Source organism: Salinicoccus sp. CNSTN-B1 (genome assembly GCF_054792835.1).
The window spans coordinates 255,938-282,814 of the sequence record NZ_JBTWMN010000004.1 but is presented as its reverse complement, the minus strand read 5'-3'; the positions used below and the strand labels follow the sequence as shown (position 1 = coordinate 282,814).

Here is a 26,877-nt window from a genome sequence, read left to right as displayed (position 1 = left end):
AATGCCGAAAATTTAAACAATGATTATTTAAGTTTATCCGTTCACTGCAAAGGGAAAACACCATAAAAAGCTAATAGAAGATATGAGGTGGCCGTTGTGAACTTTTTTGAACTTTACGATAGTCAAGAGTCGGTATTAGACCGGATTACACAGTTGAAAGCCGAAGACTACTATGAAGATGATATACATCTCCTCGGAAGGGATGATCTTGAGTTCGATGCACTCGAATATATGGAAGTCCACTTCCATATGCATGTACCCGATGAGAGGGGACTTAAGGAGATATTATCCAGAAATGAACCTGCCGAACGCTATCTCCATGATTTTGAATTGGACGAGGACGAAATCGAAAGGTATCTTTTCAAAATAAGCCAAGGCAACTATCTGCTCATCTATTCTGATCTTGAAAAGAACGAAAGAGAAGAAAAAGGAAACGAAAGGACAGAGAGTGCAGAAGCTGATTTCAAGGACAGTACCAGAGACTTAGAATAAAAAATACGATTCGGCAATGGACCGAATCGTATTTTTTATATTTTAATTATCGTTCAGGTATAATTCAGGATCTTTTATAACATGCATAACATCACCTATAGCTGCTTCTGAAAAATCGCGGTAGATGGGCCTCAAAACTCGCGACTCATCCCCTTTCTTCAGACATATACGTTTTATCTGTTTCACAGAGAGATTGTTGGAATGCATATATGGTTCATACTTTTTGATCATCCACCTATAGTGATGCAGTGAAAGATTGAAGGCATCACTCCTTTCTTCCCCACACACCTCCCCGTACCGCTTCAGAAAATTAAAATATGTATAATGCTGAATTTCTTTGTTGTTGTCAGGATCAAAGCCATTGAAATGCACATGATATTTATCGGTTATGATTCTTTTTTGGCTTTTTTCCATGAAGTTGACTGCACTTTCAATCTTATTGAACATTTCAATCAGAAGATCGACTTCGTCCGAAATTTCTGATCGCACTTCATCCCCTTCACTGCAGATGCACTCCAAAATATCAGGATAGTGTTTTATGATCCCTTCTGTAAGAATATCCATATAATACTTATAGGATTCCCTATTGGAAGGCTCAAGTATACTAAACAGTTTGAACTGATTAAAAATCAATAATCGAATGCTCTTATTATTCAATCCGTTCATCTAGAAGATACAATCCAGACATCTGTACCCATTCGCCCGGCCCCTTCTCGATTCTTGCACACACTTCTTTTTTAGCTTATCCAGAACACATGGCACAACAGAATTTTTCTGATGGACATCCTTCATGTTAATTCCCCCTTGTATTTAGATGCTTTCAGCATCCTATCTATATTTTAAGTGGCGCTTTATGAATAAGATAGCTAGTTACCTAAAATATTCTCTTCAGAATAATTATTCAATCTTCGCACCATTTCCAACTTCCTCCCCATCCTGAATATATGTTTACTTTCATCAATGATTTTTAAGGCCTCTGTTTTATTGCCCAATTGAAATTCGGCCATCGACCGGTTATAGAGCGTCTCACACATGAGATGGGTGGATTCATATCTGTTCAGAATTTCTATACTTTTATCCGAGTATTTCAGAACCTTGCCGTACTCTCCCTGCCTATAATACGCAGTGCTCAAATTATAGAGTATCTTCACGATTAACCTATAGGATTTCCGCCCCGACTTCTGATAGTAGTACTCAGCTTCCTTATAGAAATCAATACCTTCTTTCCCCATCAGATGATGGATGTTCCCCTTAGCCAGATACATTTCCGCCACCGCTTCGTACATCCATTCATTTGCCCTGTTCTTTTCTATTGCCCGGGAAATCTTCTCCTGTGCCACTTCTAGATGGCCTTTAGAATACTCTACCAAACCTTCATGCCAATGCTTATATCCTTCGAGGTCCGGTGTCTGACTCCAAGTTTTTTGATCGTGCTTATCCAATATACTTTTAATTTTGGTGAAATCCTGTCCCCTTCTTGCTGTATCCAAAGCTTCTTGTATCATTTTTGCAGGCGTCTTTTCCCCATTACAGAACACATCATGGAGACTTAGATTCAATCGCTCCATTATACGCATCAATTTATCCAACGATATACCAAATTGATCATTTTCCAACCTTGAGATTACTGACTGAGAGACGATTCCTCTGCCTAAGGCAGTTTGGGACAATCCAATCATCTTTCTTCTCATCCTGATTCTACTTCCGACACTTTCCAATAAATGTCACCCCTTTTTGATATTATTCCACAGCATGAGGTTATGCGTCCATCAAATTATGAAGGGGAGTTTATGCCCCATTGTGCAGGGTATATGAATATTGTATGAAAAACCTACTGAAAAGCAGGATTTATTTAGGCCAATTTATATTCCAGTGCAAGTAGATGATGATTGAACCCAATAAGATGGAGGGATGGACGATGCGTAAGATTGAAACATTTTTGAGCGAACAGGAATTGACAGGTAGAATCGAAGGATTGAAGGCAGAAGGTATCAAAGAGAAGCAGATGACGGTGATTTCCAGCCAAAATATCGAAGGGGCTTCTGTAAATTACAACGATGTCAATTACAAGAATGCCGACGGGACCACTTGGGATAAAATCGTCGCCTGGTTCTCATCTGAAAATCCTGAAGACCACGTAATGACTGAATTGAATCTCAGCACTGAAGAAGAAAAGGAATATAAAGAAGCACTGGATAGTGGAAAAATCCTGCTTTATGTTAGCGACGAAGAAAAAGGAGCCATGATTGATGCTCCGACAGATCCACTTCTCGAAACGGATGAAAACCGTGTCGATAAAGGGCACACTCCGAACATACCTGATTCGACTCCAGGCGCTGTATATGCCACAAACAAGTTGGACGACAATGAGAAAGAGAAAACTCGTATCCTAGATGAAGAGATGACTGAAACACCTCGTAATCAAGATTTGGTCGACACCCATCATATGGAAGGTTCACTTGAAGAGGAATCATCGTCAAATCCGGATACTGATGAAAAAGACGGGACCAAATCGGCACACAGGAGGTCTACGTTGATAAAACTGTAGAACCCGATTCCCGTAACGCCGCTACAAAGCACGGGGCTAGAGATGAGACTGGTACACAGGAAGTGCACGTCAATAAAACTGTAGAACCTAATTCCCAAAAGACGTTCACAGGACGTAATGACAAAAATGAGACCGGTACACAAGAGGTACATGTCGACAAAACTGTGACACCAGATCCACATGACGAATCTGTAGAACGTAGGCGCACAGACAAGAATGATAAGAGGAATGACTTTTAACGATTGCCCTCCCCTACGGTGCCAAACCGTGGGGGTTATTCATTCCCACTACCGATAGATGGGTATCGAAGAGGGCTTCAGATTCTTTTAGAGATAATCAGATTTTAAAATAATCAAGGAGGAGAAAAGAATGGGAAGACTAGACGACAAAGTGGCTGTAGTCATAGGCGGTACATCAGGGCTTGGAGAAGCTACTGCTAAAATGTTTTCAAAAGAAGGTGCCAAGGTCGCTGTAGTCGGAACCAATGAAGCGCACGGCCAGAGCATCGTCACAGATATCGAAAAAGAAAACGGAAAGGCGATTTTCGTACAAATGGATATAACGAATACAGCCTCGGTTAAAGATGGTATTGATAGAATAGTGAAGGAATACGGCACTATTGATGTACTGTATAACGGGGCAGGCATTCATGATGCCTACAACACCATCATTGAAACGGATGAAGCGGATTTTGATAAATTGATGGATGTGAATGTCAAAGGGCCATACCTTGTCACAAAAGCAATCATGCCCATACTTCTAGATAAGGGCAAAGGTTCCATCATCAATATCGGATCACAATCGACATTTGTCGCTGGTGCGGGTGGCAACACTTATGTAACGAGTAAACACGCAATCAGCGGTTTCACCAAACAATTGGCCTATGATTTCGGCCATAAAGGCATCAAATCCAATCTGATCGCTCCAGGATTCATTGAAACACCCATGACTGAAGGCATCCAGGATGAAAGGTTAAAGGATATTCCTGCAGGCAGAGCTGGCAAGCCGGATGAAATAGCCGCCGCAGCCGTTTTTCTGGCTTCAGACGAATCCGACTATATGCAGGGAGCTGAAATTAAATTAGACGGAGGTTGGACAGTCGGACGTTAAAAGAGCGGGAGTAAAGAGAGAGGAAACCTTTTGATATCAATTGGTACTCTCCTTAAAGGGAGGTGGTGATGACATGGAAAATGTTACAATCAAGTTTGATGAGTTGGTCCCTAAAGCAGCAGAACTGACTGTTAAAGAGACGGAAGATGATTTCAATCAGTTGGTATCTGAACAAGATTCAGATGTTTATGAGTTTATGAGAAAGAATACTGATACGTTCCTAGATCATTACGAAGAAGTGTTCCGAAAGAATCTGCATGACCTTGTGATGATATCTGTTAATGATCAACTTAATGGATAGTAGTTTTTAAAATTGCACTTTCCCACCAAGGATTTTATTTGAGGTTCTTGTTTATCAGCAACTCTCCTATAAACGACCGCCATTGTGATTAGGAGTAGTGCCCACTGATAATCCCTACGTTCATCAAGCATTAGTTCTGGGAGACTCTTTATTCACTTCACCTGAAAAACAAATTCAAGCATGTAAAAACCCCTTGATACCAACGGCATCAAGGGGTTTTTACTTAGCTTATATTATTGTTCTTCTTTTATATAGAGCATTTTACAAGGGTGCGAGACTTAACGGAAATACTGTCATATCAAGGGCTTTAAGTAATTCAGCCTTATTCTGATTCCGACACCTTTTCAACTTTATTTAAAATTTTGCCCTGAGATTGCCCTTAACGAATTTAACTTAAGGGCAATATTAAATATCTTCAATTTTTACCTCTGTTTAATTGTGTGTATTTATCTTGTTTAGATAGCATTGAATTCTTAATTGTTACTAAATTATTGTATCTGGATGAAGCATCCATTATATTATTTCTTCCTACATAATAAACACATGAACCATCCACCACAATTTTGAACTCTTGAACCCCACTAAGAGTTTGATTCAATAATCACTTCGTTTTCAATAGTAATCTGTTCATAGTTGAAACCTAAATTATTCAGTTCATTAACAACGGATCCATAAACGTTGGTTTCTTTTTCTGGATCATAAATAGAGATTACCAAACAATATTCGATACCTAACCTCTCAAACTCTATGTCAGTACCATTTTCAATATAATCTTTAAGTTCTCTATCTTTCTCTTTGGTAATGTAGTCCCTATACTCACCTTTTAAATAAACAAACCATTTCCTATTGGATTCTAAGTATTTTTGATTACTATCTTTAAACTCACTTAAATCACAAGCATACTTTTTTACGGGGTAGTACTTATCCCCATATTTTATTAAAGTTCTTTCATAATTATAATCAGAGTTACTCTTTATTTTCTTTTTTGAGTAGAGACTTTCTAAAAGTACATTTTTAGAATTACCACGCTTTATAGGATTAAAAGTTGCTCGCTGACCTTCAACATCAATCTTTTTTTCATACGTACCAAACTTAACTGCTAAATTAGTTTGACAATACTCTGATTCGAGATCTCCTCTTAGGTAGGGATTAGAAACTAATGTGACTATCATTCTACCTCTAAATTTGTTATCCTCCACCAACTCTTTTGGAAATGGAAAATCCATAATATCTATTTCTTTGCCCTTCTCTAATTTCCCTTTCATCATAAGAGTTATTGAATGAGAACCTTCCTCAGATACAATACTTTCTGAAGATAGAGGGCGACCAAACCCCATTTTTTGTGTAATTTCCTCATCACTTAATTGAACTCCAGAAGAGTGGCTAGCGGAATGCATTAATAACGCTTTCACCATTAGTAAATCGTCAGTACCTAAATAGTCTTTTACCTCTGCTGCAATTCTTGCAACCCTTGGGGTAGAAAAACTGGTTCCCGGCTCTTGAGTTCTTTCTTGATTAACTGAAATACCAATCCCATCTGCTCTTCTATAATCCTCACGGGAAGATGGAGAATTATTTAGTGCAAATAGATCCCCACCAAAGTGAACTAATTCAGGTTTAATGATGTAAGAAGGCCCTTTACCAATCCTTGAGTATGGAGATGGATAGCCTGATCTAGTAATATTATATGTATCAGTGCCCCGGTTCACTGAGCCTACGGTAATAGCTCTAACGGAATCAGCTCCATTATATAATTTCCCCGCTTCACCCCCAGAAAAAAGGCATCATCATTCCCAGCAGATTTAAAAATCAATACATCGTTTTCGTATTGTATTCTATCCAGCTCTTTTGCAAAATTAGAAAACTTATTCTCATTTATTTCTCTATCGAGGCCGACAGATAAATTCCAAATTTTTATTTCTTCATTTTGTATAATTGCGTTTTCTATATTTCTAATTAAAAGCTTACTATCTATCGGATGCCCTGGAACAATCGGTACATCTACAAGCCTACAACCCTCCACGAAAAAATCTGAAGTGTCGTTGAAGGAATCACCATGAATTAATAAAGAGGCGATATATGTGCCATGAGTTTTATTTAACTCTGTATCTTCGTAAAAAGACCCGTTTCCTTTAGTAACCCAGTTTCTAGTGTATTCATTTATTTCAACACCAGAATCAAGTAACCCAATTACTGTATACGTCCTCTCTGGGTTGAATTCAACCTTTTTAAGATCTAATTCAAAAGTTTCTAAATCAGGAAAGGGAAATTCTGTTTTTTCAGTTGGTTCAATATGTTTAATTGGTAGCTTTTTGATAAACTCTAATTTATCCGTTGTAACATTTGAAACTTCTATAACTACCTCGCCCCCACCGAAGCTACTTTTTTCGTATTCGATTTTGTTTTCCTTAAGTGATTCCTCTACTTTATTAACTACATTTTCATTCTTCGCATAGTCCATAAAGTTCCAAAACGTTAAGTTATAATCATCGTTCTCCCCTCCCAGAACAGTTGGTTGATATCTTTGAACGTTTTCTATAGCTGAAATCGCCACATCGTTTTCTTCGAATGATTGAAAACTGCTTATAGATTCCTCTAACTGGTTAGTAGAATTAAGTTGTATTACTATTCCATTATTAGATTTTGCACCGATTTGAGTGTCCTTATTATAATCTTTAAACATATTAATAATCTTAGCTTGATGAGATTTGGCCTTGGCTTCTTCGATGTAATTTATTTCTATGATTCTCGGAACGCCTTCTATAATATCTTTGTCCCAATTTGCTAAAACATCTTGAAGTTGCTCAACCAGTATATCTCTCCGATGTGACAGTTCCTCCCCGCGTAAAGTAAATTTGGGCTTATCGTTATTTCCGCCACCTGGAGTTTTAGCGTTATCCTGGCTTCTTTGTTCGAATCTAATAATTGGAAACTCTCTATTCATTCTCTCTCACTCCTTGTACTATATTCCTTACCTGTCTCAAGGAAACATTTAATAAAGAGGCTATTTCTCTTTGAGGGACTTTGTAAAACAAGAGATCTTTAATTACTTCCTCATTTGTCAGGTTGGAAGAAGATTTTGTCGTATAAGTTTGGTAGACAATATTAGAATAATGAAGCTTGTTTTGTCCTGAAATTATTGCTCGCTTAGCTGTCTTCTGTATTATATTTTTTATGTCGGCCGGTGAAAGATCAACCATGGAGTCTGATAATTGATTCAACTTCTTACTATCATGCAAATAGTCAGTCGGTAAAATCTTCGAATACTCCTGAATAATATCTTTTCTTAATGCATTACTTGGAAGACTGAGCTGCAAAACTGTATTAAATCTTCTCCAAACAGCAGTATCTAAAAGTTTTTCATGATTAGTTGCTGCAATTAAAATACTATCATTACTGAAATAATCTATATTTTGTAATAAACTGTTAACTACTCTTTTTAATTCACCCAACTCGTTTTTATCATCTCTTACTTTTGCTAAAACATCAAACTCGTCTAAAAAAAGTATACAAGGCTGTCTAGATGAGTATTCAAATATTTTACGGATATTTTTAGCGGTACTACCTAACATGGAGGAAATCAATGCATCTAGTTTTACAGTAACTAAAGGCAAGCCCGTTTGCAGGCTGATGAATCTTGCTAGAGAAGTTTTGCCTGTCCCAGGAGGACCATACAGTAACAATCTATTCTCAATATTTAAACCATGTTTTAAAAAATCTTCTTTCATAGAAATTCCTTCTAAAAAGTCCGATACTTCTTTTTCAATTAGATAATCGAAATACAAACTCTCATCGCTTTCAGTCGGAATAGATACTTCGACCATGTCCAAGCTACTATCTTTATCTAGAGGTTTAGCAGTTAGACTATCTAAAGTACTTAACCTCGTATTTTTGGATTTTAGTAACCTCTCAATATTTCTCGCTACAGAAGTATCCCCTGTACTTTCTAAAACATCAATCATCTTCTTCGAGTAGTTCATAACTTTTTGGCGATCGTTTTCTATTCCACCTTCAATTATTTTTATCAACTCTACGTACACATTTACCACCTCTATGTTTCATATTATACCACATTCGTGTTATTTTAAAGAATAAACGTAATAGAATAAAGAAAAACGTAATATTTTCTATAGTTTCTTCATTGGGTTTAGATAAAGAGACGAACTCATTTCTTACTCTTTGTTCTATATTATATATAATATTTTGTTGAACTCACAAAACGCACACAATCCTTAATACTACTGGTTCTAATACAATTAGTAGGCATTACACAGAATGCTGACTCTTTGATTTATATCGACTACTTAATAATATAAATTAATCAGAATCACTAGTGGCTTGCTATATACGGCCTGTTAAGAAAATAGAAAACACCAACCCTTATAAGAATTGGTTCTGCCTATGTATATTCTTTTAATCTATGTGTCGAATGCTCTTGCCACTCTATCTTGATCTCCTTGTCTGGTATAATTTAGTTACCTTATAGGGAAAGATGGTGGTTGGTGTGGATTCGAATACTGTAATGGCTATTGGTACAGCTTTTGCGACGTCTATTGTTACCAAAGGGGCAGAAAGTCCTGGGCAAACTTTAAACTTAGCTTGGAGATTTGCTTTCTATCGTGTAGATGAACTTTTCCGTGCAGGAATTATCAAACAAGAAAATGCACAAAAGTTTAAAGAAGAGATTATAGAACAGGCGAACAAGATACCGGAATCAGATAGAATAGATCCTAAAACCAATATAATTACAAACGCCATGTCTTCAGCAGCTACTAATCTGGATGAAGACGAGATAAGAAACATGTTTGCTAAGTTGATAGCTTCGTCGATGGATGGCAGGAAAGCCTCCTATTTGCATCCTTCTTTTACAGAAATTATTAAACAATTAAGTCCTAACGATGCACAGTTCCTAAAACGTTTCGAAATCACAAGCGATTTACCGATGGTAAGGTACACAGAGGACTTTAACGAAAATGGAGGGCATGTGTACCGTTCTGACTTTTTTTGCTTACCTTTTCAAGGAGATTACACACAAACAGTTAATTCGATAGATAATTTAGTAAGGTTAAATTTAGTGACTTATCCCTCTCATGGAATATCATTAAGTGATAAAAACAGTTACAGAGACTTTCATACTGAAGAAATTAAACGAAAGATACTTGATTACGATGACCAATTTCAAATATCACTTATACAGCTTGCTTCAACTGAGATGTCTGAAGACGAATTTCAGATATCGAAAGACGAACTTATATCAAAAACTGTTGATCGAATGAATAGCTCAGAGAGTGCTTTGAAAACCACGTCATTTGGTAGATCTTTTCTAAAGATATGTCTAGAAGATAACTAAGTGGTAAAGATAAGTTAAAAGGTCTTACATCTAATTAATATCGATGTAAGACCTTTTGAACCTCTTTGAAAAAAGCCTCTAACCATTAAACTACTCCGGCTTAAAACATTCCTCAATTTTCAATTGGTTGTACGTCGTCCCATGAGAAAGGCGTATCTATTTCGTATTCGTAGGAGGTGACTCCTTCTATTGTTATTTTGAAATCTTCGTTTTCTTTTATAGGTCTAGGAAAGTTTACCGCCTTATCTTTTAAAGAATACATGTGGAAGGTAACCCTACTCCTGATACCGTGCCATTTGGTAGTATGTCCATCTAATTCGATCAATGGTACTCCAGATATTATGTTTCTTCCTCTTCCCATGGTTTCTGAATAGATCTCATTTTCGTCCCAAAATTTTTCTTCTATATAAAATACAATCTCTTTGGTTATCTCATTAGAACCCTTAGAGTCGATATGCGTGTTAAGAGCAGTGTGGAACTGCTTTATAGTGGGTTTATTAAATAGTTTGTACTTTACTGTGACGCTGAGTGTCTTTCTTCGCCTTTCGAAATTTTGCTTTGCTTTTTCAATGCGAGGAATAATTATGCTCATCTATTTCACTTCCTTAATAGTCTTGTAGGGATTTCCATCTGTAGTATGCCAATTCTCTAAGTACAGTAATGTTTTATACAGTGGTTGGACTGCGGTCTTTTGTTCTTTGTTATAAGAAAGCAATACAGTGTTCCCCTCACTCTTAATAAATTCAGGTAAGACGTCTGCTTGACGAATCAACTTACTTATTTTAGATATCTCTTTTTCAATTTCTTTTTCTTTCCTTCTCAATTCTTCAACCTGACTCTGAATACTGTTTCTATCTTGAATTAGCTGTTTAGATCTTGCTTCAGCTTTTGCCTTTTCAACTTGGTGATTATCTAAAATCACTTGTACTTTTTCTGCGGGAATAGTTACTGAAATTTTATTTGTATTCAATTTTAAAGATCGCTTTAAACGATTAATGTTTTTTTCGATATGATCGTACTCGTCTTCTGTCTTAACTTTTTCTAATGCTTTTTCATACATCTCAATTTCTTCTGTATAACTCATTTCATTCGACAAACGTTGCTCCTCTTGATCAAGATGTAACATTACTTTGAATGTCTCTTCAAAGTACGGTAGTTTAAGTTCTTTTTTATCAATCACTGTCTTTCTATTTAAAGCACTTCCGAGTTTGTACTCCTGATCTTTTTCCTTCCATACTTTAAGCATATCTTTAATATTCATAGAATCTCCTCTTTTTATTATTAATCTAGATTTAGGTCAGGGGCACACCCCCCCTTAAAATTGAATTACTTTTAACTTTTTCTGCGGAGTAGACTCCCCCTCGCCGTTCCCTGGATTAAAAATAAAATCCGTTTGGTTTTGCCCGGGGGTCTAATCTTTTCCAGATTTCTCAGTGCAACTTATAGTTTCGTTAATTCCTCAAAATCGCTAGACACTTGTCGGCCAAGTCATCAGGCAGTAGTGTCTTCGACCAGTCAATTGGTTTACCGTTAAAATCTACCGCAACAACTTTTAGTTCCTCTTTTGTTTTAGACATTTAAATTACTCCCTTTCTTCTCTCAAAATATTTAAAAAGTTTTTATCAAGAAACTCGTACATCTCTTTGGCCTTGAAGATAAATGTGTCACCCTGATTTTTGGGGTAGTAGACAATCTCCTCTAAATCCTTCTGATAATTTGGTTTATAAAGCACATTCTGTTTAATCCATGGAGCGCTATAGCTTGTGTGAGCGACCAGCTCTTTCATCTTGATGAACTTGCCTGTCAACTCCCCACTCTGAAGCGCCTCGTATTCTTCGCGAGTAATGATGACATGGTCTTCCGGGATCGTCACTTGAATATTCAACCTTTGGATTTAAACCGCCTGCTTTCTACTAATTCAGCTTTCAGTGTAGCTGAGTATCTTCTTGATCTCAGCATGCTTATTATAGATGTACTGCTCCGAATAGTGATTTTCTCCTGCAATCTTCGCGAGTGTTTTCCCGTGAATATATTTCTCTTTCGCAATCATATTATGGATGCCCTTGAATTTTTCAACGGTCTTCTCGATGGCTTCCGACTGTTCCTTGAGCTTGTTGATTAGCACCTTTTTGTCTTGGATTAACTGCGAGAGCTCACGCTGCTTTAAGAGTAGGACTTCGAATGACTGAGTTTTGGATAGGTCTCCCTCCTTCCACCTGTAATATTCTATCTCTGCACAACCGATATCAATTTCAATTACGGCAATTTCTTGGTTGATAGCCTCGTACCTGCTGAGCCACTTAATCACAGGACCACCTCTGCGCCAACACTTCACTAGACTTGGCAAACAACATTCCTCTTCCAGCCTCACATAGAAAATTAAAGCTCACACTTACACCACCTAAACTTATTTGATACATCTTCATGAATTGAAATGATGTATAATGGAATTATCTAAATACACTCTTTCTATGTGAGGTCTGCTGATTGATTAGCAGATCTCTTTTTTATGCGCTATTTCGGAACATGTCATCACGGTAGTTCAGCGGTGCTGCGCCCTGTCGCTTCAGAAAGGCGTTGGCTGTCTTGATATGGTCGGCTGGTGGATACCTCTCCACATAAGCTTTCCATTTCTCCACTGGGTCTGAGAAGTCCAGTGCCCCTTTTGGATCAGGTATAGGATTGAGTATTTCCATACCAGGCTTAACTTGAATATCGTGGTTTCCGCTCCATTCTCTTTTAGGGTGTAATCAATACCTTCCAGGTGATCCTTTACCGTGGTCATTTGTATCGCCCCTTGCTGAAGGCAATCGCCTTGAATTCATCCATCACTGATTCACTACAATCCAGCGGCTCTTGACCGATGGAAGCAAGATATTCATTGGCAAAATGCAGATGCTCCAAAAGGCTGTGGGCTTCCTGGTATTCCTCCCAACGCTCGATGGGGTCGCTCATCGTCATCTCATCCTTGGAGACGGCATGGAACATGGAGTGTTCCAATACGTTATAGGTCATATATTTTCTTTCACCATAATTGCTGCCCCTCTGCTTTTCGGCAAAGCAGATGCCAAGCTCGATTGAAGTGAGTGCATTTAAAACGTTCTGTATTCTTGCCATACGATCAACTCCTTTTTTAATACAATCTCTGAATGGTCTTATAGAATTTAAGTTGTGCGGTGCCTGTCGCCCCGTCTTTACTCTTCGCAACAATGACATCCATGGTGCTTGGGGCACCCGGCTCTGCATCCTGCTCTTCGGGCTTGTAGTAGTAGTCATCCCGGTAGAGCATCATAATCATATTGGAATCCTGCTCTATGCCCCTGAATCCCTCAAATCACTCATCATTGGGCGTTTATCCTGTCGCTGCTCCACACTCCTATTCAGCTGTGCAATCGCCACGATGGTGATATTCTCGAACTCCTGGACGATGATCTTCAGTTCACGGGAGATATGGCTGACTTCCTCATACTTGCTGTTGTGCTTACTGTCTGACTGCATGAGCTGGAGATAATCGATGATGATGATGCCATGCTCGGCTTCACTCAAAGAGTTGGCTATGCCACGGATCTCATTCGGTGTCATCTTAGGCTTCTCGATTACCCTTAGATTCATCTTGTTGTAGACATCCATTGCAGCAAGCACACGATCCATTTCATCCTGGTTCATATCCCTGGAAGGGTTCTTGAACTTGACCAGTGGCACCTTGGCAATGTTCGCCAGGATACGTTCGGTTATATTGCGTTCTCTGGTTTCCATTGAGCAGAACACAACCTGATTCTCTTCAGTAGCCAGGTTTTTTCCTAGTTCAATTGCAAAGGCGGTCTTCCCTATCGATGGTCTAGCAGCGACCACGTTCAGTTGGCCGTCCTCGAAGCCGGTGATAAGGTGATCGAGTTCCTTGAATGCTGTCGGAATCACCCGGTTCGATTTAGGGTTGTGCATGTCGTCCAGGATCTCGGACATCACATCAATCTTGGCACTGTCTCCGTTAATGTCGAACTGGTTCAGCCTGATGATTTTACCGCTGATTTCCAGTGCCGCTTCATCCGTCGGGGCGGCCTTGTATTCATCCACCAGCTTAGATATCTCCCGGTGCTTGTATAAGCGATATACGTCCATTTGGTCGGTCTTGAATGTCAATCTTGTAGGCAGCGGGAAGCTGACGATATCATTTGCAAAGTCAAAGCCGCCGTACTTCTTACTGTCCTTCAGCGCCATGCTCAATAAATCATTTTCAGCAAAATGCGGATTGCTCACTATCGCTTCCAAGATGGCTGCATGTCGCTTGTCTGCGAAGTGTTCGGGCTTCAATCGGATGTCCCGTCTCTTCTCCGGGTATTTGATCGCTACGAAAAGGACGGCCTTCTCTGAATAATCGACATCGGTCATCCTGGTGCTTTCGTTAATCACTTCGCATCAGCTCCTGAAACTCCATTCTCTTCTGCTTGATTTTCTCCAGGGTGCCTTCCCGTTTCTTCCGGGATTCAGGGTCTGCCATTTCTCTTTCAACCTCTGCTGTCGCCCTGGGCACTTCCATCTGCTCTATCGGTGTTGGCTTATACTCTTTGACCAGGACATCTGCAAGAGAAGGTGAATACGGGTTATTCGTTGTATACTCCCTAACCTTCCGCATCGTTTTTTCATAGTCGCCTTCTATCAAGCGGTCAATCCATATCTGATTGAATGATTCTATGGATCGATGGTTGAAGTTTGGATAGAAGGTATATAGGATCTCCAATACTTCTAACGCCTGCTTTCGCTTCATTCTTCATCCCACCTTTTTAATCTTCAGAATTTGCATAGTGCCTGACATCAGCTAAGGGATCACTTTTCTTCTTACTGTGCCCTCCATAAGTTTTTATTGGCTGCTTCTCCAGGTCTTCATAAGTGAGCTTCCCACCCTCTGTTTCACGTCTTAATATCCCAAGAACATAATTAGCAGTTGGAGCATTCTTCGCCTTTGCCTTCTCTATGGCTTGAATGAAATATTTGTCCCTCACCTTCTCGTGAATCTCGAAGAGTTCCATACGGTCTTTATTGCCTAACTGATTATCAGGCATACCGTACTTATTCAGTAGATCAGCTGTGTTGGTTTTCTGCTTTGGCTCATGAACTTTGTCCACATGTTCATAACTTGAATTTGATTCTTCACCAGCTGCGCTATATAACTTATCCACATTATTTGCATTATTATCATTATTGTTCGTGTTCACAGTTCTGTTCACACCGTTGTCCCTGTTCTGTTCACGGTGTTGTTCAATGTTCTGTTCATTCTTCTGTTCACTTTGTTGTTTTTTTTCTTCTGAAAAACCCTGATAATCGTTGTAGTGTAGGACTTTAACGGTTGTTCCATGTTTTGTTCTTTTTGTTGTTATCATTTCATCGCTTTCTAATAGCTTCAAAAACTTTCTTACTGTATTTCTGCTCACATTCCACTGTTCAGACAATTTCACTTCAGAGGTGTGGAAGCTACTCCTCTCAATCACAACAATTTTATTGCCGATAACTGTTTTATTGTCTTTGTGGTTGGTTCGCAATAACATGTCAATCCACCACTTCAGCTTTTGAGGATCTTCCCATATCCAGTGATCTTTTATCTGCCTATGGAGACTAATCCACCCATTCATAACCTCCCCTCCTTTTTCACGATCATATATCCCTTATCTATTAGCTGCTCACGGTGCCTGTGATATCTACGCTCGGATATGTTCAAGGAGCGGCAGATCGTATTAATGCTGTACTCATTTAGAGAGGTGATGCCATAACCTTCGTCAAAGACACCTCCCATCTCTACTGTTTTTAAGTTGCTAATAGTCATCACCTCCAAAATTTGCTATAATAGACACATGCAATTTCTCGTCCTACCGATGGCCGTCGGTAACTATCGATCACTTTGATAAGTGGTCGATTTTTTTAATTGAGATTGTAAACTCTGAGTACTTCAATTAATGCTCTAAGCCTTTCTATCTTTTCGTGGATGATGGTTTTTTTATCCCCAACATACACTTCATAGAAGCCCTCTAATTCATCCGACTCCTCCTTCAAACTTTGCACCAGCGCTTCGACGCCCTCTTTTTTAATCTCTTTTTCGGTTTCAGCGCTCTCCAGTTCACTTCCCAAGCTGTATACCTCTTGGCCTAGTTCCGGGTTGAATTCCTTAACCTCTTCTGCTACGTGTGTATAATTCCTAGTTTCATTTACTCCCATTTCAAAAAACTCCTTTTAATTTTTTATTCTTCATCCAATTCGGTTTGCATCACGTTATTGACATAAGCACTAGCGACCAACAGGAATGCGCTGAAGAATATCAATGCATACGGCCAGCCCATCAATACCAGCATGGCTATACTTGCCATAAGGACACTGGACACGACCAGGATCTCTGGAATTAATGCTTGTAACAGTTTCATGCGCTCACCCCTCCTATCTCTTCACGGATGACTAATAGATCTGTTGCGGTCAAATCCTTCCGTTTGGTGAAGTAGGTGTGTGCCTTATTGAAGCTTTGCACCTCTTCAGCTGTCGGTTCTTCAATGGCTGCTGCATACAGAATGAGGTCGGTCATTGCGTCATGGAGCTGATTGACATTGCTGTATATTTCATTGACATCCCTCATGCCGGGTTGAGGATGGTTAATCTCCTCGTAGTAGACCTCGAAGCCTTCGCACAAGCGGCTGATGCGGTGTTTGAACTGATAGTGCCCTTCAGATATAGATTGCTCTGAGACGGTCGCTATGGCGCTTTTGTGGTAGGGTTTCAAAACATTCCTGAAGCCGATGATGAACAGATCTCTTTCAGCTGTGTAGACGGCCTGCAGGTCGAAGGCATTATCAGCATCAATCAGTTGGCTGGTGTTTGAAGCTTCAGCAACCTCCATCATTTTTTCAATAAATTGGGACATGCTTTTCACCTCCTTTAAAGAAATCTCTTATTTTTTGAAACAATGAATTTTTCCAATGTGTCCAGATGGATCAGTGTGATTGTAGCTGAAGGTCTGACCGATAAGGTCGGCCATTCTCCACTTTTCTCAGCTTCGGCCAACCACTTATATATGGTCGATTTACTGACCGAAAACATTTCAGCAGCAACTTTTTTACTTACATATATCGGCTTAGTCGTGACCTGTTCCGGCTTTGTAACGGTATTGTTAAAGTTTGGCTCCTCATAGATCTGATGAACTTCTCCCATTGCTTATCCCTCCTCCAATCATTTTTCAACTTTTGACACTTCATCTGCAAAAAAAATTTCGTCAATTGTGATATCTGAAAATGCTCGAGCAAAAGATTTTTTATTTCCATCTTCTCTCTGTCATTAAAAGGTATAACCCCTCTCTCTTTCCTAGAGTATGATTGTAAAGTCATATCGAAACGTTCAGCTAAGTCGGTTTGTGTCAGACCTATAAACTTTCGGTACTTAGAAACATTTTTTTTCAAGTCAATCACCACCTTTCAACTTTTGACACTTCAATCTTAACAAATACAAGAACACGATGCAACGTTTTTTGTTCAACTTTTGACACTTATGTGATAATATTCATTATAAAGAGGTGAATGCTATTGGATATTGATAAGAAATTATTGGGACAAAGGATCAAAAATATTAGGGTCAACAGGCAAGAAACAATGGAACAATTTGCGAAGAAATTGAATTCAGGAAAAAGCAATGTCTCTAAATGGGAAAGCGGGAAAAATGTTCCTAACGATATCACATTAAAGAAGATTGCCGAACTTGGGGAGTTTCTGCAGATTACCTTACTAGACAGAAACGCACGAAAGAGTTAAGCAGTTAGTAGAAAAATTAGAGGAGGACACAAATGTCGATAAAAGATATAAAGAATTATATGATATTAATTTCAAGTATAATTTAATCAACGAAGTTACTGATATTATTGAAGGGCAAACTACTGATTCAAAAAATACACATTATAAAGGTATGAACTTCGATGCGGATAATGTTGTTTTAGAAATTATAAGAAATAAAATTTATGATTCTGATAAAACTCAAAAATACAAGCCTTTCAATAAAAGAAACACCATATGGTTTGTAACAGAACAGATCAACGCTATGAAGTATGATATCGCTAGAATACTTAAAGATAACGATGTTTCCGAAGAACTAATTAATAATATAGTAGATGAGCTGTCACAAACTCAATCGAATATAGAAGAACTCTAATGCGATAAATTTCTTTAGCAAAAGGAGGAGGCAATGATATGTGGTCTGAGCCATTCCAGGACAAAGAGGGCAACACGAAGTACCGCTTTTATGAGCGTTATGTAGACCCCATGAGCGGCAAGCGGAAGCGTACCAGCGTAGTAATGAATAAGGATACCCGTCCATCCCAAAAGGAAGCCCAGCGGCTCCTTAATGAGCGCATAGAGAAGAAGGTCAAGGCATCCGCTTCTCATACCCCTGGTCTGGATGACCTCACCTTCCACCAGGTGGCGCATGAATGGTTTGAGCGGTACCAGCTGACATCCGGCAGCAAGCGAGGGACGATGAAGGAGAAGCGCTCCAAGCTGAATGGCATCTATCGAGCATTTGATGCAGACATCCTCTTCAAGAATCTGAACACCCGGATTATCCAGGACTTCATAGACGATCTCCATCATAGGGAAATGAGCCGGGGATCGATCACGGGATATCTTTCCGTCATTAAGTTCATCATTAAGTTCGCAGAAAGGAACTATCACATTAAATCTAATGTGGCTGTTCATGATATAGAGGTGCCAGTGAAGGCAAAGACCATCGAGGAGATAAAGAGTAAGCGCAATAATTATCTTGAAATGGATGAAGTGAAGAAGATCCTGGAGTATATCGACTATAAGATTAAAAACAATAAGCGGCCGGACATCAAAAGGAATCTTCAAATGATGAGATATATCATAGAGTTCCAGGTGCTGAATGGCATGCGCATCAGTGAACTCTTGGCCATACAGAATCATAATGTGGATCTCGACAATAAGAAGCTGGAGATAGACGGCTCCATCATCTGGAAAAAGGGGATGACGGTTTCGGCATTAAAGACACCACTAAAACAGAAAAGTCCTATCGTGTCATTGGCCTGACAGATAGGAGCTGTGAGATATTGAGAAAAGCCATGCTCGATAATAAGAAAGAAGCCATGTGGAGCGATCGGTTCCAGGATAAGCAATATGTATTTACCAGCGTGGCCGGTACGCCCCTCTTTAAAGAGAAGGTGAATGTCCTGCTCAAAGAAGCTGCTGAATGGTGCGACATTGATAAAAAGATTACCTCCCACACCCTCCGACATACGCATATATCCCTGCTGTCGCAACTGGGCGGCTCCCTGAAGGCGATAATGGAACGGGTAGGTCATACAGACAGACCATAAGACAACGCTGCGCATCTATACGCATGTAACGCAACAGATGAATAAGGACTTGATGAATAAGCTCGAGAAGGTCGTAATCTAATCTATATCATGTGACTCCGTGAAACGTGGTAGGCATCGGTAAATCTAAAATTTAGTTCCGGCATGGTGGCGAACGGCTGCCATTTAATCATGCCGCGGCCCTGCGGTATGTTCGAATCCAGTTATGATATGTCCATTTCTCTATAGTCCAGTCCCATGGATATCATCTCTTGGTGATATTATATAGAACGTATGCTCGCTTTTTAAAGCAAAAAAAAGAAGCCTTGATAGACTTCTGTATTACTCTTGATTGTCACTGTGTTCATTGTTGGAAGGTGTAACTTCTTTTCTAAAAAGATCTTTAATTGCAGTCAGCACTACAGGTAGTATGGCTGCTGAAGCAAGTATTATTCCTGCTGTTGATTGGCCATAAATAGATATCAGAACACCCGAGGTCGAACCGAGAAAGGATATAACTACTCCTGTGAACATACTAAATCTCGTCAATTTGTAATTATTATCATAATACTTCTCAGTTTCTGTTTTACCTATCTCATGTCGATGACTTTGCTCTTTTTCAGCCATACTCATTATTCTGTCAGCTGCGCCAGTCATGATTTCTTCATACCTGGCAAAATCTTCAGGGTCAGGTAGAGGTCCCGATTTACTAATAGACATTCTTTCTACTATATGCTTAGCCTGACCTCTAGGTAATTTTTCTAATATACCCTCAACATTTTCTTCGGCTTCGTTGATATCAATTTCTTGTTGTTCGTTATCCGAATGACTTTTTTTGTTGTCGGTCGCTTCCTGATCACCATCAGTTTTCGGATCTCCCTCATTTAGTCCCTTACGTGTTCTATCCACTTCAGAAGTTTCAGTTTCTTCTTGATGTCTATCCATTATATCTTTTCTTCTTCCTTGAACTTCAGCATAGACTTTTCAATGTCGCTACCTATATCTATCCAGTCATGAGCAAGACTTTCATTGTCGCTATAGCTAGACATAGAAACGCGAGTTTTATGAACCTCTAGATCTCGAATGCCTTGTTTACCAAAAACATCTCCCGATCTTACATAAGCATTACCAAACGTTTTAATAGCGGATTTTTTAGTGCGACCTTTTTTTTGAGCCATTGTTAACACCTCAACCGCTCCCTCCTAATTATGTGTACATATAATGATACATCAAAATTATTGTACATTCCATCATTTTTATTTACAACCTACAACGATGGGTGTGTATTAGACTATACCCATAATTGTATTCTGTTCTTCACTTTTTCGATTTTATTTTAAAAAATGTGATTGGAAATAGTGTATGATCCATTGAAAAAGCCATTTATGTATCCCCTCCGCAGGACAGAGAAGTGAAAATCTGTGGAGGTTTGCAATACACATATAGTGTTTTCTTACAGCTCCTAAAATTGGATTTTCCGACACTTTGCCCTGAAATTGCCCTGAAAACTTAAAGAAGACATAAAAAAACCCTTGAAACATTATCGCATCAAGGGTTTTACACTTAACTTATATTATTGTTCTTCCTTAACATATGGAAGCAATGCCATATGACGTGCGCGTTTGATTGCTTTTGTAAGCTGGCGCTGATACTTCGCAGAAGTACCTGTTACACGTCTTGGAAGAATTTTACCACGTTCTGAAATGAACTTTTTAAGGAGATCTACTTCTTTATAGTCAATGTGTGTAATACCATTAGCTGTGAAGTAGCAAACCTTTTTACGACGGCGACCGCCTCTTCTTGGACCTGCCATGATTTTTTCCTCCTCTACAGATTGAATGGATGACGCAGCAGTGTGTGGCTACCGCATTCATGAATTCACATCTATAATTTCGTTATTTCCTGATGAACGTGTGTAAGTGTATGTGCATGCTATATTGTACACATTATTGTTTCCTATGTCAATTGGTGGATTATATCATTTGCCGAATATAATTACACAATTATGGGACGAACGGATTACCGATTTCTGACCCTGACAAAATACATCATGATGAAGGAGATGATGACGATTGTAATGACCCACATCCATGCCAGCGTCATCTTTCCTGAGTCGAGGGCGATATATATTGCTGTTGGCACTGTCTGTGTACGCCCCGGGATGTTCCCCGCAAACATCAAGGTGGCGCCGAATTCACCCAAGGCCCTGGCAAAACTCAGTACGCCGCCCGCAAAAAGCGCTTTTGAAGCGAGTGGAACCGAAATCCGGAAAAAGGTCTGAAAACGGCCCGCACCATCCACCTTAGCTGCTTCTTCTATATCATGATCTACATTCTCAAAACCAGCCTTTGCCGATTGATACATGAGTGGAAACGCCACTACTGCACTGGCGATGACAGCAGCATACCAAGTAAAGATGACCGGCTGATCAAACAGCCAAATTATCCAAGATCCCAATAGCGCGTCATTGCCAAAAATGACAATCAGTAAAAAGCCGACAACCGTCGGCGGCAGCACGAGCGGCAACATGATGAGAGTTTCAATGATGGATTGTCCGGGAAACGTGCGTGACGTCATCCACTTTGCCATAAGGGTGCCTGAAATGACTACGATGATGAACGCAATCAGCGATACCCTTATGGAGAGTCTGATGGGATCAAAAAATGCCTCCCATGTTATGCTATTTAATAGTGAATCCATAGCTTTCAAACACCTTCAATGCTGCATCAGTCTGGAGGAACTCATAAAATTCAACTGCAGCTTCATAATTTGGGGCCTCTTTCAGGACCCCTGCTGGATATTCTATCGTCGTGTGGGAGTCAGCAGGGAATTCATGCACGATTTCCACCTTATCGCTCATCCATGCATCGGTCCGGTAGACGACGCCGGCTGCCACATTACCTGTCTCTACATAAGATAACACTTGTTTGACATCTTTTGCATAGACGGTATTATTCTCAACGTCTTTAAGGATACCCATGGTCCTCAAGGCTTCTTCAGCATAACGGCCGGCTGGCACCGAATCCGGGGTGCCGATGGAAATCCTATCCACCTGATCGAGGGAACTGACCGATACTTTTTCTCCTTCTGTAGGTATAACCAGTACCAGAGAGTTTCCGAGCAATACCGCCTTGTTCTGTTCATCGATTTTACCCTCGTCCATTAACAGCTGAAATTTATCCGACGCCGCCGAGATGAATAGGTCTGCAGGCGCCCCTTTGGAAATCTGTTGCTGCAATGTACCTGATCCACCGAAGTTGAATGAGATTTCAACGCCAGGGTGTTTGTTCTCATAAAGTTTTTCCAGTTCTTCCATCGGAGCGCTGAGGCTCGCTGCCACCGAAATAGTAAGCGCGGATTGAGACTTCTGCCCCCACTGCATGCAGCTGATAGAATTACAATCATGATGATTATGACAAAAAAACGACGGCCCATAGTAAATCTCCTATCCTGACATATCCTTACTTGCCATTATAACCATTTATGATTGGGTATAGAATGCCTCATTCGGCATTATTGTGAAATAAAAAGGCATCCCGGATTACCGGGATGCCCCACGTATAGAATCCACACTATATTCTATACACACACATACTTCTCACACGTTAATCAGTCACCCGTTAAACCGGGCACTTTTTAGAATGGTAGGTCATCATCACTGATGTCGACCGGTCCATCTGCATTGGCAAATGGATTTTCCTCAACCGAATCCTGACGGGAACGTTGAGCGGGTCTTGAACCAGTGGACTGATTTCCATACGCATTCTGATAGCTGTCTGCTGAGTTATTATTTTGTTGATTACTGCCTTGCCCTTTAGGTTCCAGGAACTGTACACTATCACACACTACTTCAGTCACATATACTCTCTGTCCTTCCTTATTCTCATAAGAACGACTCTGCAACCTGCCGTCAACTCCTGCTAGGCTGCCTTTTTTAAGATACTGGTTGACGTTTTCTGCTTGCTTACGGAAAACGACGCAGTTTATGAAATCAGCGCCACGCTCGCCATTCGCATTTGTGAATGGGCGGTTGACTGCTAAAGTAAAGGTTGCTACAGAGATATTATTCTGACTGACTTTCAGTTCAGGGTCTTTTGTAAGACGCCCGACCAGTACAACACGGTTCAGCATGTAATCAACTCCATTGTATTATTACTTTTTTTCTGCTTGTTCGTCGCGGACAATGATATGACGGATGATATCATTGTTGATTTTGGCCAAACGTTCGAATTCATCTGTTGCTTCCACATCTGCATTTACTTTGATGATGTGGTAAAGCCCTTCAGTGAAATCTTCGATCTCATATTCGAGACGACGTTTACCCCACTCTTTTGATTCGACGATTTCCGCACCTTGTGAAGTCAAAACGTTATCAAAACGCTCAACAAGCGCTTGTTTCGCATCGTCTTCAATGTTCGGGCGGATCACATATAGAATTTCATATGCTTTCATCTTCTACACCTCCTTATGGTCTTTAGCGGCCTATTTCCTTGGAAATAGGCAAGGAATAATTTTCATTACTCACAATCTGAAATTATACCAGTCATCGACTCATTTTACAATCTTTTTAAACGTTAAATCTGAAATGGACGACGTCGCCATCCTTCATGATGTACTCTTTACCTTCCAGGCGCACCCTGCCCGCTTCCTTGGCTTTTGCCATATTGCCGTTTTCGACAAGGTCGTCGTAGCTTACGGTCTCTGCACGGATGAATCCTTTTTGGAAATCAGTGTGGATGATACCTGCACATTCCGGTGCAGACATTCCCTCCCTGAATGTCCATGCGCGCACTTCTTCCACTCCAGCTGTGAAATACGTAGCCAGCCCAAGCAGGTCATAAGTTGCTTTAATGAGTTTATCCAGGCCGGATTCCTCTATGCCCAGATCTTCCAGGAACATTTCTTTCTCGTCTTCCTCGAGTACTGCAATCTCTTCTTCAACTTTCGCTGAGATGACGATGACTTCAGACCCTTCTTTTTCTGCGTATTCACGAATTTTTTTCAGGTTATCATTCTCTTCCAGACCACCAAGATCCTCTTCGGAGACATTGGCGACGTAAAGCATTGGCTTTTGTGTCAGAAGGTGGAGCGTCTTGACCATTTGTGCTTCTTCTTCCGTAAAATCCAATGCACGGACCGGCTGGTCATTTTCCAATCCTTCTTTGATCTTGCTCAGAAGATCGCGCTCTGCCATCGCGTCCTTGTCTTTTTGACGGGCCATCTTCTCCAGTCTTGGCAGTCTTTTCTCTATACTTTCAAGATCTGCAAATATGAGCTCCATATTGATGATTTCAATATCATCGATCGGGTCCACTTTTCCGGACACATGGGTGACATTATCGTCATCGAATGCCCGCACCACCTGACAGATGGCATCCACTTCGCGGATATGGGCCAGGAATTTGTTGCCGAGGCCCTCGCCTTTTGAAGCCCCTTTTACTATCCCAGCAATATCCGTAAACTCAAATGCTGTCGGAACAGTCTTTTTAGGTTCGACCATTTCCGTCAAAATGTTCAATCTTTCATCTGGTACTTCCACGATGCCGACGTTCGGATCGATTGTAGCGAATGGATAGTTTGCCGCGAGTGCGCCTGCTTTAGTTATTGCGTTGAATAATGTGGATTTGCCGACGTTCGGCAATCCGACTATACCTGCTGTCAGAGCCATCTGATATCACCTTTACGATTCATATTTTTTTCTTACCATTTTCATTCTCTTCTCGAAGTCGCGGCGCGGCATCATGATGACCCGCCCGCATTCATTGCATTTGATTTTTATATCCGCACCCATCCGTGTAATGGAAAATAACCTGCTGCCGCAAGGGTGCGGTTTCTTCATTTCAACGATATCATTCAGATTATAATTTTTTGCCATACCTGTCACCTTCATCTTTAGCCATTTTACCATCATAATCCTGTATGTCCATTTTAGGTACAGAAATGTAGATACCTTTGCTTTCGAGATGATTTTTGAGCGACTTCCTTACACGCCGCGTCACACCGAAATGTTCCATAGGCTGGGTCTCGAGCATTACACGTATAATCGCTTCACCGCTCTCTATGCCTTGTAGACCTAACAATTCCTGGTTGTGCCACAAGCATTTCCTCGTCCTGCCAATGTTCAGCGAAATATGTCTCAAGTATTCGTTCCACCCGATCGAGATCTTCAGAGACGGATACATTGATATCGAGCATCGATATCGCATTATACCTAGAAAAATTCACAACTTCATTGATGGTACTGTTCGGCAGGTTGATGAGTTCACCTTCCCAGCCTTGAATCCTCGTGGCACGCAGCCCGAGAGAAATGACTTCTCCCTCCGCAACAGTCGTGCCTGATGTATTCACCCGTACGAAGTCACCTTTATCGAATTGATTCTCCAAGAGGATGAAGAAGCCGGTTATCATATCTTTCACCAAACTCTGCGCCCCAAAACCTATAGCGAGACCAACGACTCCGGCACCGGCAAGGAGGGTGCGCACCGGAAGGCTGAATGTTTCAAAAATCATCATGATGATGACGAACCAAATGAAGACGCTTGCTGCGTTCTCCAATACATTGATCAATGTCTGATTGCGCTTCTCATTGCCCTTCAAACGGGATTTTGACTTCACTTTAAAAAAGTTTTCAATTGTCCGATTGATGATTCTGATCAGAATCATTGCTACGATAACTAGAATGATCGACCAAATGATCTTCGAAGCGAGATCCGTCCATATATCTGGATCTTTGATTGTCGCCCTGATTTCTTCGATGAATGTGAGTGGATCTTTTTCTGCTGTTGCCATCAATATATTGCCGAACACTGTTTCCACCTTCGCTTTCTTTTTTTATTCTTTCTCTAAAAGTGCGATGATTCTTCTGTATTCTTCTTCATTTTTAAACTCGAATGAAATCGTCCCTTTTTTGCGGGATTTCGTGATTTCCACCGTGGTACCAAAGCGTTCCTTCAAGGAATTCTCCTGTTTCTCGATGAAACGCGGTTTACTGTTTTCTCTTTTTGCCCTACGGGCTTTTGTTGAAGACTTTTTACGTAGGATTCAAGTGCCCGCACACTCATCTTCTCTTTGACGGCATGATGCGCTGCCTGTTCCATCTGCAAAGTGTCGTTCAGAGCAAGCAGCGTCCGACCATGCGCACCTGAGAGCTTTTCATCATTGATCAACATCTTCACTGTATGCGGAAGGTTGAGCAGCCGCAACATATTTGCTATGTAGGGTCTTGACCTCCCCAGTCTTTCTGCCACTGCATTTTGGGTGATGTCGAGTGCTGCCATCAGTTCCCTGTAGCTCATAGCTTCTTCCAGGGGGTTCAAATTTTCACGCTGTAGGTTCTCTATGATGGCAAGCTCCATCATCTCAGCGTCCGTCATCTCTTTAACTATTGCCGGAATTGTTTTCCGGCCAAGCATTCGGCTGGCTCGGTAACGCCTTTCCCCAGCGACGATATCATATCCTTTGATGGATTTCCTGAGGATGATTGGTTGTATTACGCCGTGCGACCTGATGGAATCCGCCAACTCACTTAATTTCTCTTCATCGAACTCCATGCGGGGCTGATAAGGGTTACGTCTGATATCAGAAATCTTGATTTCTTCCATTTTCATTTCGCCCCCGTAATCTAAAATAAATTGTTTTTGCCCAACACGCTTGTTTATACGTCACAGTCACTGAATGATGAAGCCCCCAGCCGGGATACCTCACCCGGATTTGATAAACAAAAAGTGAGAAAGACACCCACA

At 40.4% G+C, this 26,877-nt stretch carries 38 protein-coding genes and 2 pseudogenes; 10 read left to right on the top strand and 30 right to left on the bottom strand.

Annotated features, from left to right (window positions below; all coding sequences use genetic code 11):
- Positions 1–96: 96 nt before the first annotated feature.
- Positions 97–492 carry a hypothetical protein gene (locus tag ACYF68_RS01675; RefSeq protein WP_461045202.1) on the top strand — a complete coding sequence of 132 codons (396 nt, stop codon included), beginning with the start codon at positions 97–99 and terminating at the stop codon, positions 490–492.
- A 42-nt stretch (positions 493–534) separates the two neighbouring features.
- Here ACYF68_RS01675 and ACYF68_RS01670 read toward each other — a convergent pair whose 3' ends face one another.
- Together ACYF68_RS01670 and ACYF68_RS01665 are read right to left on the bottom strand one after the other, a co-directional pair.
- A complete protein-coding gene (locus tag ACYF68_RS01670; protein WP_461045201.1) occupies positions 535–1,125 on the bottom strand; it encodes a YfbU family protein in 591 nt (196 codons plus the stop codon).
- A 233-nt stretch (positions 1,126–1,358) separates the two neighbouring features.
- On the bottom strand, positions 1,359–2,210 hold the full coding sequence (locus tag ACYF68_RS01665) for a helix-turn-helix domain-containing protein (RefSeq protein ID WP_461045200.1): 852 nt from the start codon (positions 2,208–2,210) through the stop codon (positions 1,359–1,361).
- Positions 2,211–2,410: 200 nt separating this feature from the next.
- Between ACYF68_RS01665 and ACYF68_RS01660 the strand changes: the two genes are divergently transcribed.
- The 4 genes from ACYF68_RS01660 (at position 2,411) to ACYF68_RS01645 (ending at position 4,451) form a co-directional block, all read left to right on the top strand.
- Positions 2,411–3,040 carry a general stress protein gene (locus ACYF68_RS01660; RefSeq protein ID WP_461045199.1) on the top strand — a complete coding sequence of 210 codons (630 nt, stop codon included), beginning with the start codon at positions 2,411–2,413 and terminating at the stop codon, positions 3,038–3,040.
- Between the two features lie 62 nt (positions 3,041–3,102).
- Positions 3,103–3,279 (top strand): hypothetical protein, encoded by a 177-nt coding sequence (locus ACYF68_RS01655; protein ID WP_461045198.1) that lies wholly within the window; start codon positions 3,103–3,105, stop codon positions 3,277–3,279.
- Positions 3,280–3,409: 130 nt separating this feature from the next.
- On the top strand, positions 3,410–4,150 hold the full coding sequence (locus ACYF68_RS01650) for an SDR family NAD(P)-dependent oxidoreductase (RefSeq protein WP_461045197.1): 741 nt from the start codon (positions 3,410–3,412) through the stop codon (positions 4,148–4,150).
- A gap of 73 nt (positions 4,151–4,223) precedes the next feature.
- The gene (locus ACYF68_RS01645; protein ID WP_461045196.1) at positions 4,224–4,451 is read left to right on the top strand and encodes a hypothetical protein; all 228 of its coding nucleotides are present in this window, start codon (positions 4,224–4,226) and stop codon (positions 4,449–4,451) included.
- A gap of 581 nt (positions 4,452–5,032) precedes the next feature.
- Here the strand turns inward: ACYF68_RS01645 and ACYF68_RS01640 are convergent.
- The 3 genes from ACYF68_RS01640 to ACYF68_RS01630 are packed head-to-tail and all read right to left on the bottom strand — an operon-like array spanning position 5,033 to position 8,491.
- Positions 5,033–6,160, bottom strand: coding sequence for a S8 family serine peptidase (locus ACYF68_RS01640; protein WP_461045195.1), 1,128 nt, complete (start codon positions 6,158–6,160; stop codon positions 5,033–5,035).
- Positions 6,161–6,165: 5 nt separating this feature from the next.
- Positions 6,166–7,395: a S8 family serine peptidase gene (locus tag ACYF68_RS01635; protein WP_461045194.1), complete on the bottom strand. Its 1,230-nt coding sequence runs from the start codon at positions 7,393–7,395 to the stop codon at positions 6,166–6,168.
- A complete protein-coding gene (locus ACYF68_RS01630) occupies positions 7,388–8,491 on the bottom strand; it encodes an AAA family ATPase (protein ID WP_461045192.1) in 1,104 nt (367 codons plus the stop codon). The genes ACYF68_RS01635 and ACYF68_RS01630 overlap by 8 nt, the downstream gene beginning before the upstream one ends.
- Before the next feature lie 464 nt (positions 8,492–8,955).
- Between ACYF68_RS01630 and ACYF68_RS01625 the strand changes: the two genes are divergently transcribed.
- Positions 8,956–9,801 carry a DUF4393 domain-containing protein gene (locus ACYF68_RS01625; RefSeq protein WP_461045191.1) on the top strand — a complete coding sequence of 282 codons (846 nt, stop codon included), beginning with the start codon at positions 8,956–8,958 and terminating at the stop codon, positions 9,799–9,801.
- 112 nt (positions 9,802–9,913) lie between these two features.
- Here ACYF68_RS01625 and ACYF68_RS01620 read toward each other — a convergent pair whose 3' ends face one another.
- The 13 genes and pseudogenes from ACYF68_RS01620 to ACYF68_RS01560 all read right to left on the bottom strand — a co-directional run bounded on the left by ACYF68_RS01620 (position 9,914) and on the right by ACYF68_RS01560 (position 16,989).
- Complete coding sequence (locus ACYF68_RS01620) at positions 9,914–10,393, bottom strand: hypothetical protein (protein WP_461045190.1); 480 nt, start codon at positions 10,391–10,393, stop codon at positions 9,914–9,916.
- Positions 10,394–11,062 carry a zinc ribbon domain-containing protein gene (locus ACYF68_RS01615; RefSeq protein ID WP_461045188.1) on the bottom strand — a complete coding sequence of 223 codons (669 nt, stop codon included), beginning with the start codon at positions 11,060–11,062 and terminating at the stop codon, positions 10,394–10,396. It abuts the gene before it with no gap.
- Between the two features lie 321 nt (positions 11,063–11,383).
- Positions 11,384–11,686, bottom strand: coding sequence for a DUF771 domain-containing protein (locus ACYF68_RS01610; protein ID WP_461045187.1), 303 nt, complete (start codon positions 11,684–11,686; stop codon positions 11,384–11,386).
- A 33-nt stretch (positions 11,687–11,719) separates the two neighbouring features.
- Positions 11,720–12,109 (bottom strand): hypothetical protein, encoded by a 390-nt coding sequence (locus tag ACYF68_RS01605; RefSeq protein WP_461045186.1) that lies wholly within the window; start codon positions 12,107–12,109, stop codon positions 11,720–11,722.
- Positions 12,110–12,308: 199 nt separating this feature from the next.
- A complete protein-coding gene (locus ACYF68_RS01600; protein WP_461045185.1) occupies positions 12,309–12,497 on the bottom strand; it encodes a hypothetical protein in 189 nt (62 codons plus the stop codon).
- An 85-nt stretch (positions 12,498–12,582) separates the two neighbouring features.
- A complete protein-coding gene (locus tag ACYF68_RS01595; RefSeq protein ID WP_461045184.1) occupies positions 12,583–12,918 on the bottom strand; it encodes a hypothetical protein in 336 nt (111 codons plus the stop codon).
- 16 nt (positions 12,919–12,934) lie between these two features.
- Positions 12,935–13,743 (bottom strand): annotated as a pseudogene (locus ACYF68_RS01590) (DnaB-like helicase C-terminal domain-containing protein).
- 460 nt (positions 13,744–14,203) lie between these two features.
- Entirely contained in the window at positions 14,204–14,566 is a 363-nt protein-coding gene (locus tag ACYF68_RS01585) for a hypothetical protein (RefSeq protein WP_461045183.1), read from the bottom strand.
- Positions 14,567–14,582: 16 nt separating this feature from the next.
- Positions 14,583–15,428 carry a DnaD domain protein gene (locus ACYF68_RS01580; RefSeq protein ID WP_461045182.1) on the bottom strand — a complete coding sequence of 282 codons (846 nt, stop codon included), beginning with the start codon at positions 15,426–15,428 and terminating at the stop codon, positions 14,583–14,585.
- Positions 15,429–15,714: 286 nt separating this feature from the next.
- On the bottom strand, positions 15,715–16,008 hold the full coding sequence (locus ACYF68_RS01575) for a hypothetical protein (protein ID WP_461045181.1): 294 nt from the start codon (positions 16,006–16,008) through the stop codon (positions 15,715–15,717).
- A 23-nt stretch (positions 16,009–16,031) separates the two neighbouring features.
- A complete protein-coding gene (locus ACYF68_RS01570; protein ID WP_461045180.1) occupies positions 16,032–16,211 on the bottom strand; it encodes a hypothetical protein in 180 nt (59 codons plus the stop codon).
- Positions 16,208–16,702 (bottom strand): hypothetical protein, encoded by a 495-nt coding sequence (locus tag ACYF68_RS01565; protein WP_461045179.1) that lies wholly within the window; start codon positions 16,700–16,702, stop codon positions 16,208–16,210. The genes ACYF68_RS01570 and ACYF68_RS01565 overlap by 4 nt, the downstream gene beginning before the upstream one ends.
- Before the next feature lie 14 nt (positions 16,703–16,716).
- Positions 16,717–16,989, bottom strand: a complete 273-nt coding sequence (locus ACYF68_RS01560) for a helix-turn-helix transcriptional regulator (protein ID WP_461045178.1) — start codon at positions 16,987–16,989, stop codon at positions 16,717–16,719.
- Positions 16,990–17,357: 368 nt separating this feature from the next.
- Between ACYF68_RS01560 and ACYF68_RS01555 the strand changes: the two genes are divergently transcribed.
- From ACYF68_RS01555 to ACYF68_RS01540, 4 genes are all read left to right on the top strand, one after another.
- Positions 17,358–17,582, top strand: a complete 225-nt coding sequence (locus tag ACYF68_RS01555; RefSeq protein ID WP_461045177.1) for a helix-turn-helix domain-containing protein — start codon at positions 17,358–17,360, stop codon at positions 17,580–17,582.
- A 151-nt stretch (positions 17,583–17,733) separates the two neighbouring features.
- Positions 17,734–17,976 carry a hypothetical protein gene (locus ACYF68_RS01550; RefSeq protein ID WP_461045176.1) on the top strand — a complete coding sequence of 81 codons (243 nt, stop codon included), beginning with the start codon at positions 17,734–17,736 and terminating at the stop codon, positions 17,974–17,976.
- A 38-nt stretch (positions 17,977–18,014) separates the two neighbouring features.
- Positions 18,015–18,869: a tyrosine-type recombinase/integrase gene (locus ACYF68_RS01545; RefSeq protein WP_461045174.1), complete on the top strand. Its 855-nt coding sequence runs from the start codon at positions 18,015–18,017 to the stop codon at positions 18,867–18,869.
- A 20-nt stretch (positions 18,870–18,889) separates the two neighbouring features.
- A complete protein-coding gene (locus ACYF68_RS01540) occupies positions 18,890–19,156 on the top strand; it encodes a tyrosine-type recombinase/integrase (RefSeq protein WP_461045172.1) in 267 nt (88 codons plus the stop codon).
- Positions 19,157–19,477: 321 nt separating this feature from the next.
- Here the strand turns inward: ACYF68_RS01540 and ACYF68_RS01535 are convergent, their stop codons facing one another.
- The 12 genes and pseudogenes from ACYF68_RS01535 to ACYF68_RS01480 form a co-directional block, all read right to left on the bottom strand.
- The gene (locus ACYF68_RS01535) at positions 19,478–20,080 is read right to left on the bottom strand and encodes a DUF2335 domain-containing protein (protein ID WP_461045171.1); all 603 of its coding nucleotides are present in this window, start codon (positions 20,078–20,080) and stop codon (positions 19,478–19,480) included.
- Positions 20,080–20,313 carry a hypothetical protein gene (locus tag ACYF68_RS01530; RefSeq protein WP_461045170.1) on the bottom strand — a complete coding sequence of 78 codons (234 nt, stop codon included), beginning with the start codon at positions 20,311–20,313 and terminating at the stop codon, positions 20,080–20,082. Before ACYF68_RS01530 ends, ACYF68_RS01535 begins: the two co-directional genes overlap by 1 nt.
- A gap of 395 nt (positions 20,314–20,708) precedes the next feature.
- Positions 20,709–20,951 carry a 30S ribosomal protein S18 gene (gene rpsR / locus ACYF68_RS01525; protein ID WP_344702029.1) on the bottom strand — a complete coding sequence of 81 codons (243 nt, stop codon included), beginning with the start codon at positions 20,949–20,951 and terminating at the stop codon, positions 20,709–20,711.
- A gap of 203 nt (positions 20,952–21,154) precedes the next feature.
- A complete protein-coding gene (gene modB / locus ACYF68_RS01520; protein WP_461045169.1) occupies positions 21,155–21,835 on the bottom strand; it encodes a molybdate ABC transporter permease subunit in 681 nt (226 codons plus the stop codon).
- Positions 21,816–22,451: a molybdate ABC transporter substrate-binding protein gene (gene modA / locus ACYF68_RS01515; RefSeq protein ID WP_461045168.1), complete on the bottom strand. Its 636-nt coding sequence runs from the start codon at positions 22,449–22,451 to the stop codon at positions 21,816–21,818. The genes modB and modA overlap by 20 nt, the downstream gene beginning before the upstream one ends.
- 320 nt (positions 22,452–22,771) lie before the next feature.
- Positions 22,772–23,266 (bottom strand): single-stranded DNA-binding protein, encoded by a 495-nt coding sequence (gene ssb / locus ACYF68_RS01510; RefSeq protein WP_380569663.1) that lies wholly within the window; start codon positions 23,264–23,266, stop codon positions 22,772–22,774.
- Positions 23,267–23,287: 21 nt separating this feature from the next.
- Positions 23,288–23,587, bottom strand: a complete 300-nt coding sequence (rpsF, locus tag ACYF68_RS01505; RefSeq protein WP_344701983.1) for a 30S ribosomal protein S6 — start codon at positions 23,585–23,587, stop codon at positions 23,288–23,290.
- A gap of 115 nt (positions 23,588–23,702) precedes the next feature.
- The gene (ychF, locus tag ACYF68_RS01500; RefSeq protein WP_461045167.1) at positions 23,703–24,803 is read right to left on the bottom strand and encodes a redox-regulated ATPase YchF; all 1,101 of its coding nucleotides are present in this window, start codon (positions 24,801–24,803) and stop codon (positions 23,703–23,705) included.
- Between the two features lie 12 nt (positions 24,804–24,815).
- Entirely contained in the window at positions 24,816–25,010 is a 195-nt protein-coding gene (locus ACYF68_RS01495) for a DUF951 domain-containing protein (protein WP_461045166.1), read from the bottom strand.
- Entirely contained in the window at positions 24,994–25,233 is a 240-nt protein-coding gene (locus tag ACYF68_RS01490) for a hypothetical protein (protein ID WP_461045165.1), read from the bottom strand. Before ACYF68_RS01490 ends, ACYF68_RS01495 begins: the two co-directional genes overlap by 17 nt.
- Entirely contained in the window at positions 25,184–25,942 is a 759-nt protein-coding gene (locus ACYF68_RS01485; protein WP_461045164.1) for a mechanosensitive ion channel family protein, read from the bottom strand. The genes ACYF68_RS01490 and ACYF68_RS01485 overlap by 50 nt, the downstream gene beginning before the upstream one ends.
- A 24-nt stretch (positions 25,943–25,966) precedes the next feature.
- Positions 25,967–26,742: pseudogene (locus ACYF68_RS01480) on the bottom strand (ParB/RepB/Spo0J family partition protein).
- Positions 26,743–26,877 lie beyond the last annotated feature (135 nt).

Bases quoted from the DNA above. Each gene is read 5' to 3' on its own strand.
- ACYF68_RS01650 (WP_461045197.1), top strand. From the start codon at position 3,410: ATGGGAAGACTAGACGACAAAGTGGCTGTAGTCATAGGCGGTACATCA.
- ACYF68_RS01660 (WP_461045199.1), top strand. From the start codon at position 2,411: ATGCGTAAGATTGAAACATTTTTGAGCGAACAGGAATTGACAGGTAGA.
- ACYF68_RS01595 (WP_461045184.1), bottom strand. From the start codon at position 12,918: ATGGCAAGAATACAGAACGTTTTAAATGCACTCACTTCAATCGAGCTT.
- modB (WP_461045169.1), bottom strand. From the start codon at position 21,835: ATGGATTCACTATTAAATAGCATAACATGGGAGGCATTTTTTGATCCC.
- ACYF68_RS01570 (WP_461045180.1), bottom strand. From the start codon at position 16,211: ATGAAACTGTTACAAGCATTAATTCCAGAGATCCTGGTCGTGTCCAGT.
- ACYF68_RS01565 (WP_461045179.1), bottom strand. From the start codon at position 16,702: ATGTCCCAATTTATTGAAAAAATGATGGAGGTTGCTGAAGCTTCAAAC.
- modA (WP_461045168.1), bottom strand. From the start codon at position 22,451: ATGGAAGAACTGGAAAAACTTTATGAGAACAAACACCCTGGCGTTGAA.
- ACYF68_RS01635 (WP_461045194.1), bottom strand. From the start codon at position 7,395: ATGAATAGAGAGTTTCCAATTATTAGATTCGAACAAAGAAGCCAGGAT.
- ACYF68_RS01530 (WP_461045170.1), bottom strand. From the start codon at position 20,313: ATGGCTCAAAAAAAAGGTCGCACTAAAAAATCCGCTATTAAAACGTTT.
- ACYF68_RS01575 (WP_461045181.1), bottom strand. From the start codon at position 16,008: ATGGGAGTAAATGAAACTAGGAATTATACACACGTAGCAGAAGAGGTT.
- ACYF68_RS01545 (WP_461045174.1), top strand. From the start codon at position 18,015: ATGTGGTCTGAGCCATTCCAGGACAAAGAGGGCAACACGAAGTACCGC.
- ACYF68_RS01620 (WP_461045190.1), bottom strand. From the start codon at position 10,393: ATGAGCATAATTATTCCTCGCATTGAAAAAGCAAAGCAAAATTTCGAA.
- ychF (WP_461045167.1), bottom strand. From the start codon at position 24,803: ATGGCTCTGACAGCAGGTATAGTCGGATTGCCGAACGTCGGCAAATCC.
- ACYF68_RS01585 (WP_461045183.1), bottom strand. From the start codon at position 14,566: ATGAAGCGAAAGCAGGCGTTAGAAGTATTGGAGATCCTATATACCTTC.
- rpsF (WP_344701983.1), bottom strand. From the start codon at position 23,587: ATGAAAGCATATGAAATTCTATATGTGATCCGCCCGAACATTGAAGAC.
- ACYF68_RS01495 (WP_461045166.1), bottom strand. From the start codon at position 25,010: ATGGCAAAAAATTATAATCTGAATGATATCGTTGAAATGAAGAAACCG.
- ACYF68_RS01560 (WP_461045178.1), bottom strand. From the start codon at position 16,989: ATGGGAGAAGTTCATCAGATCTATGAGGAGCCAAACTTTAACAATACC.
- ACYF68_RS01580 (WP_461045182.1), bottom strand. From the start codon at position 15,428: ATGAATGGGTGGATTAGTCTCCATAGGCAGATAAAAGATCACTGGATA.
- ACYF68_RS01600 (WP_461045185.1), bottom strand. From the start codon at position 12,497: ATGGAAATACTCAATCCTATACCTGATCCAAAAGGGGCACTGGACTTC.
- ACYF68_RS01550 (WP_461045176.1), top strand. From the start codon at position 17,734: ATGAACTTCGATGCGGATAATGTTGTTTTAGAAATTATAAGAAATAAA.
- ssb (WP_380569663.1), bottom strand. From the start codon at position 23,266: ATGCTGAACCGTGTTGTACTGGTCGGGCGTCTTACAAAAGACCCTGAA.
- ACYF68_RS01615 (WP_461045188.1), bottom strand. From the start codon at position 11,062: ATGAATATTAAAGATATGCTTAAAGTATGGAAGGAAAAAGATCAGGAG.
- ACYF68_RS01645 (WP_461045196.1), top strand. From the start codon at position 4,224: ATGGAAAATGTTACAATCAAGTTTGATGAGTTGGTCCCTAAAGCAGCA.
- ACYF68_RS01535 (WP_461045171.1), bottom strand. From the start codon at position 20,080: ATGGATAGACATCAAGAAGAAACTGAAACTTCTGAAGTGGATAGAACA.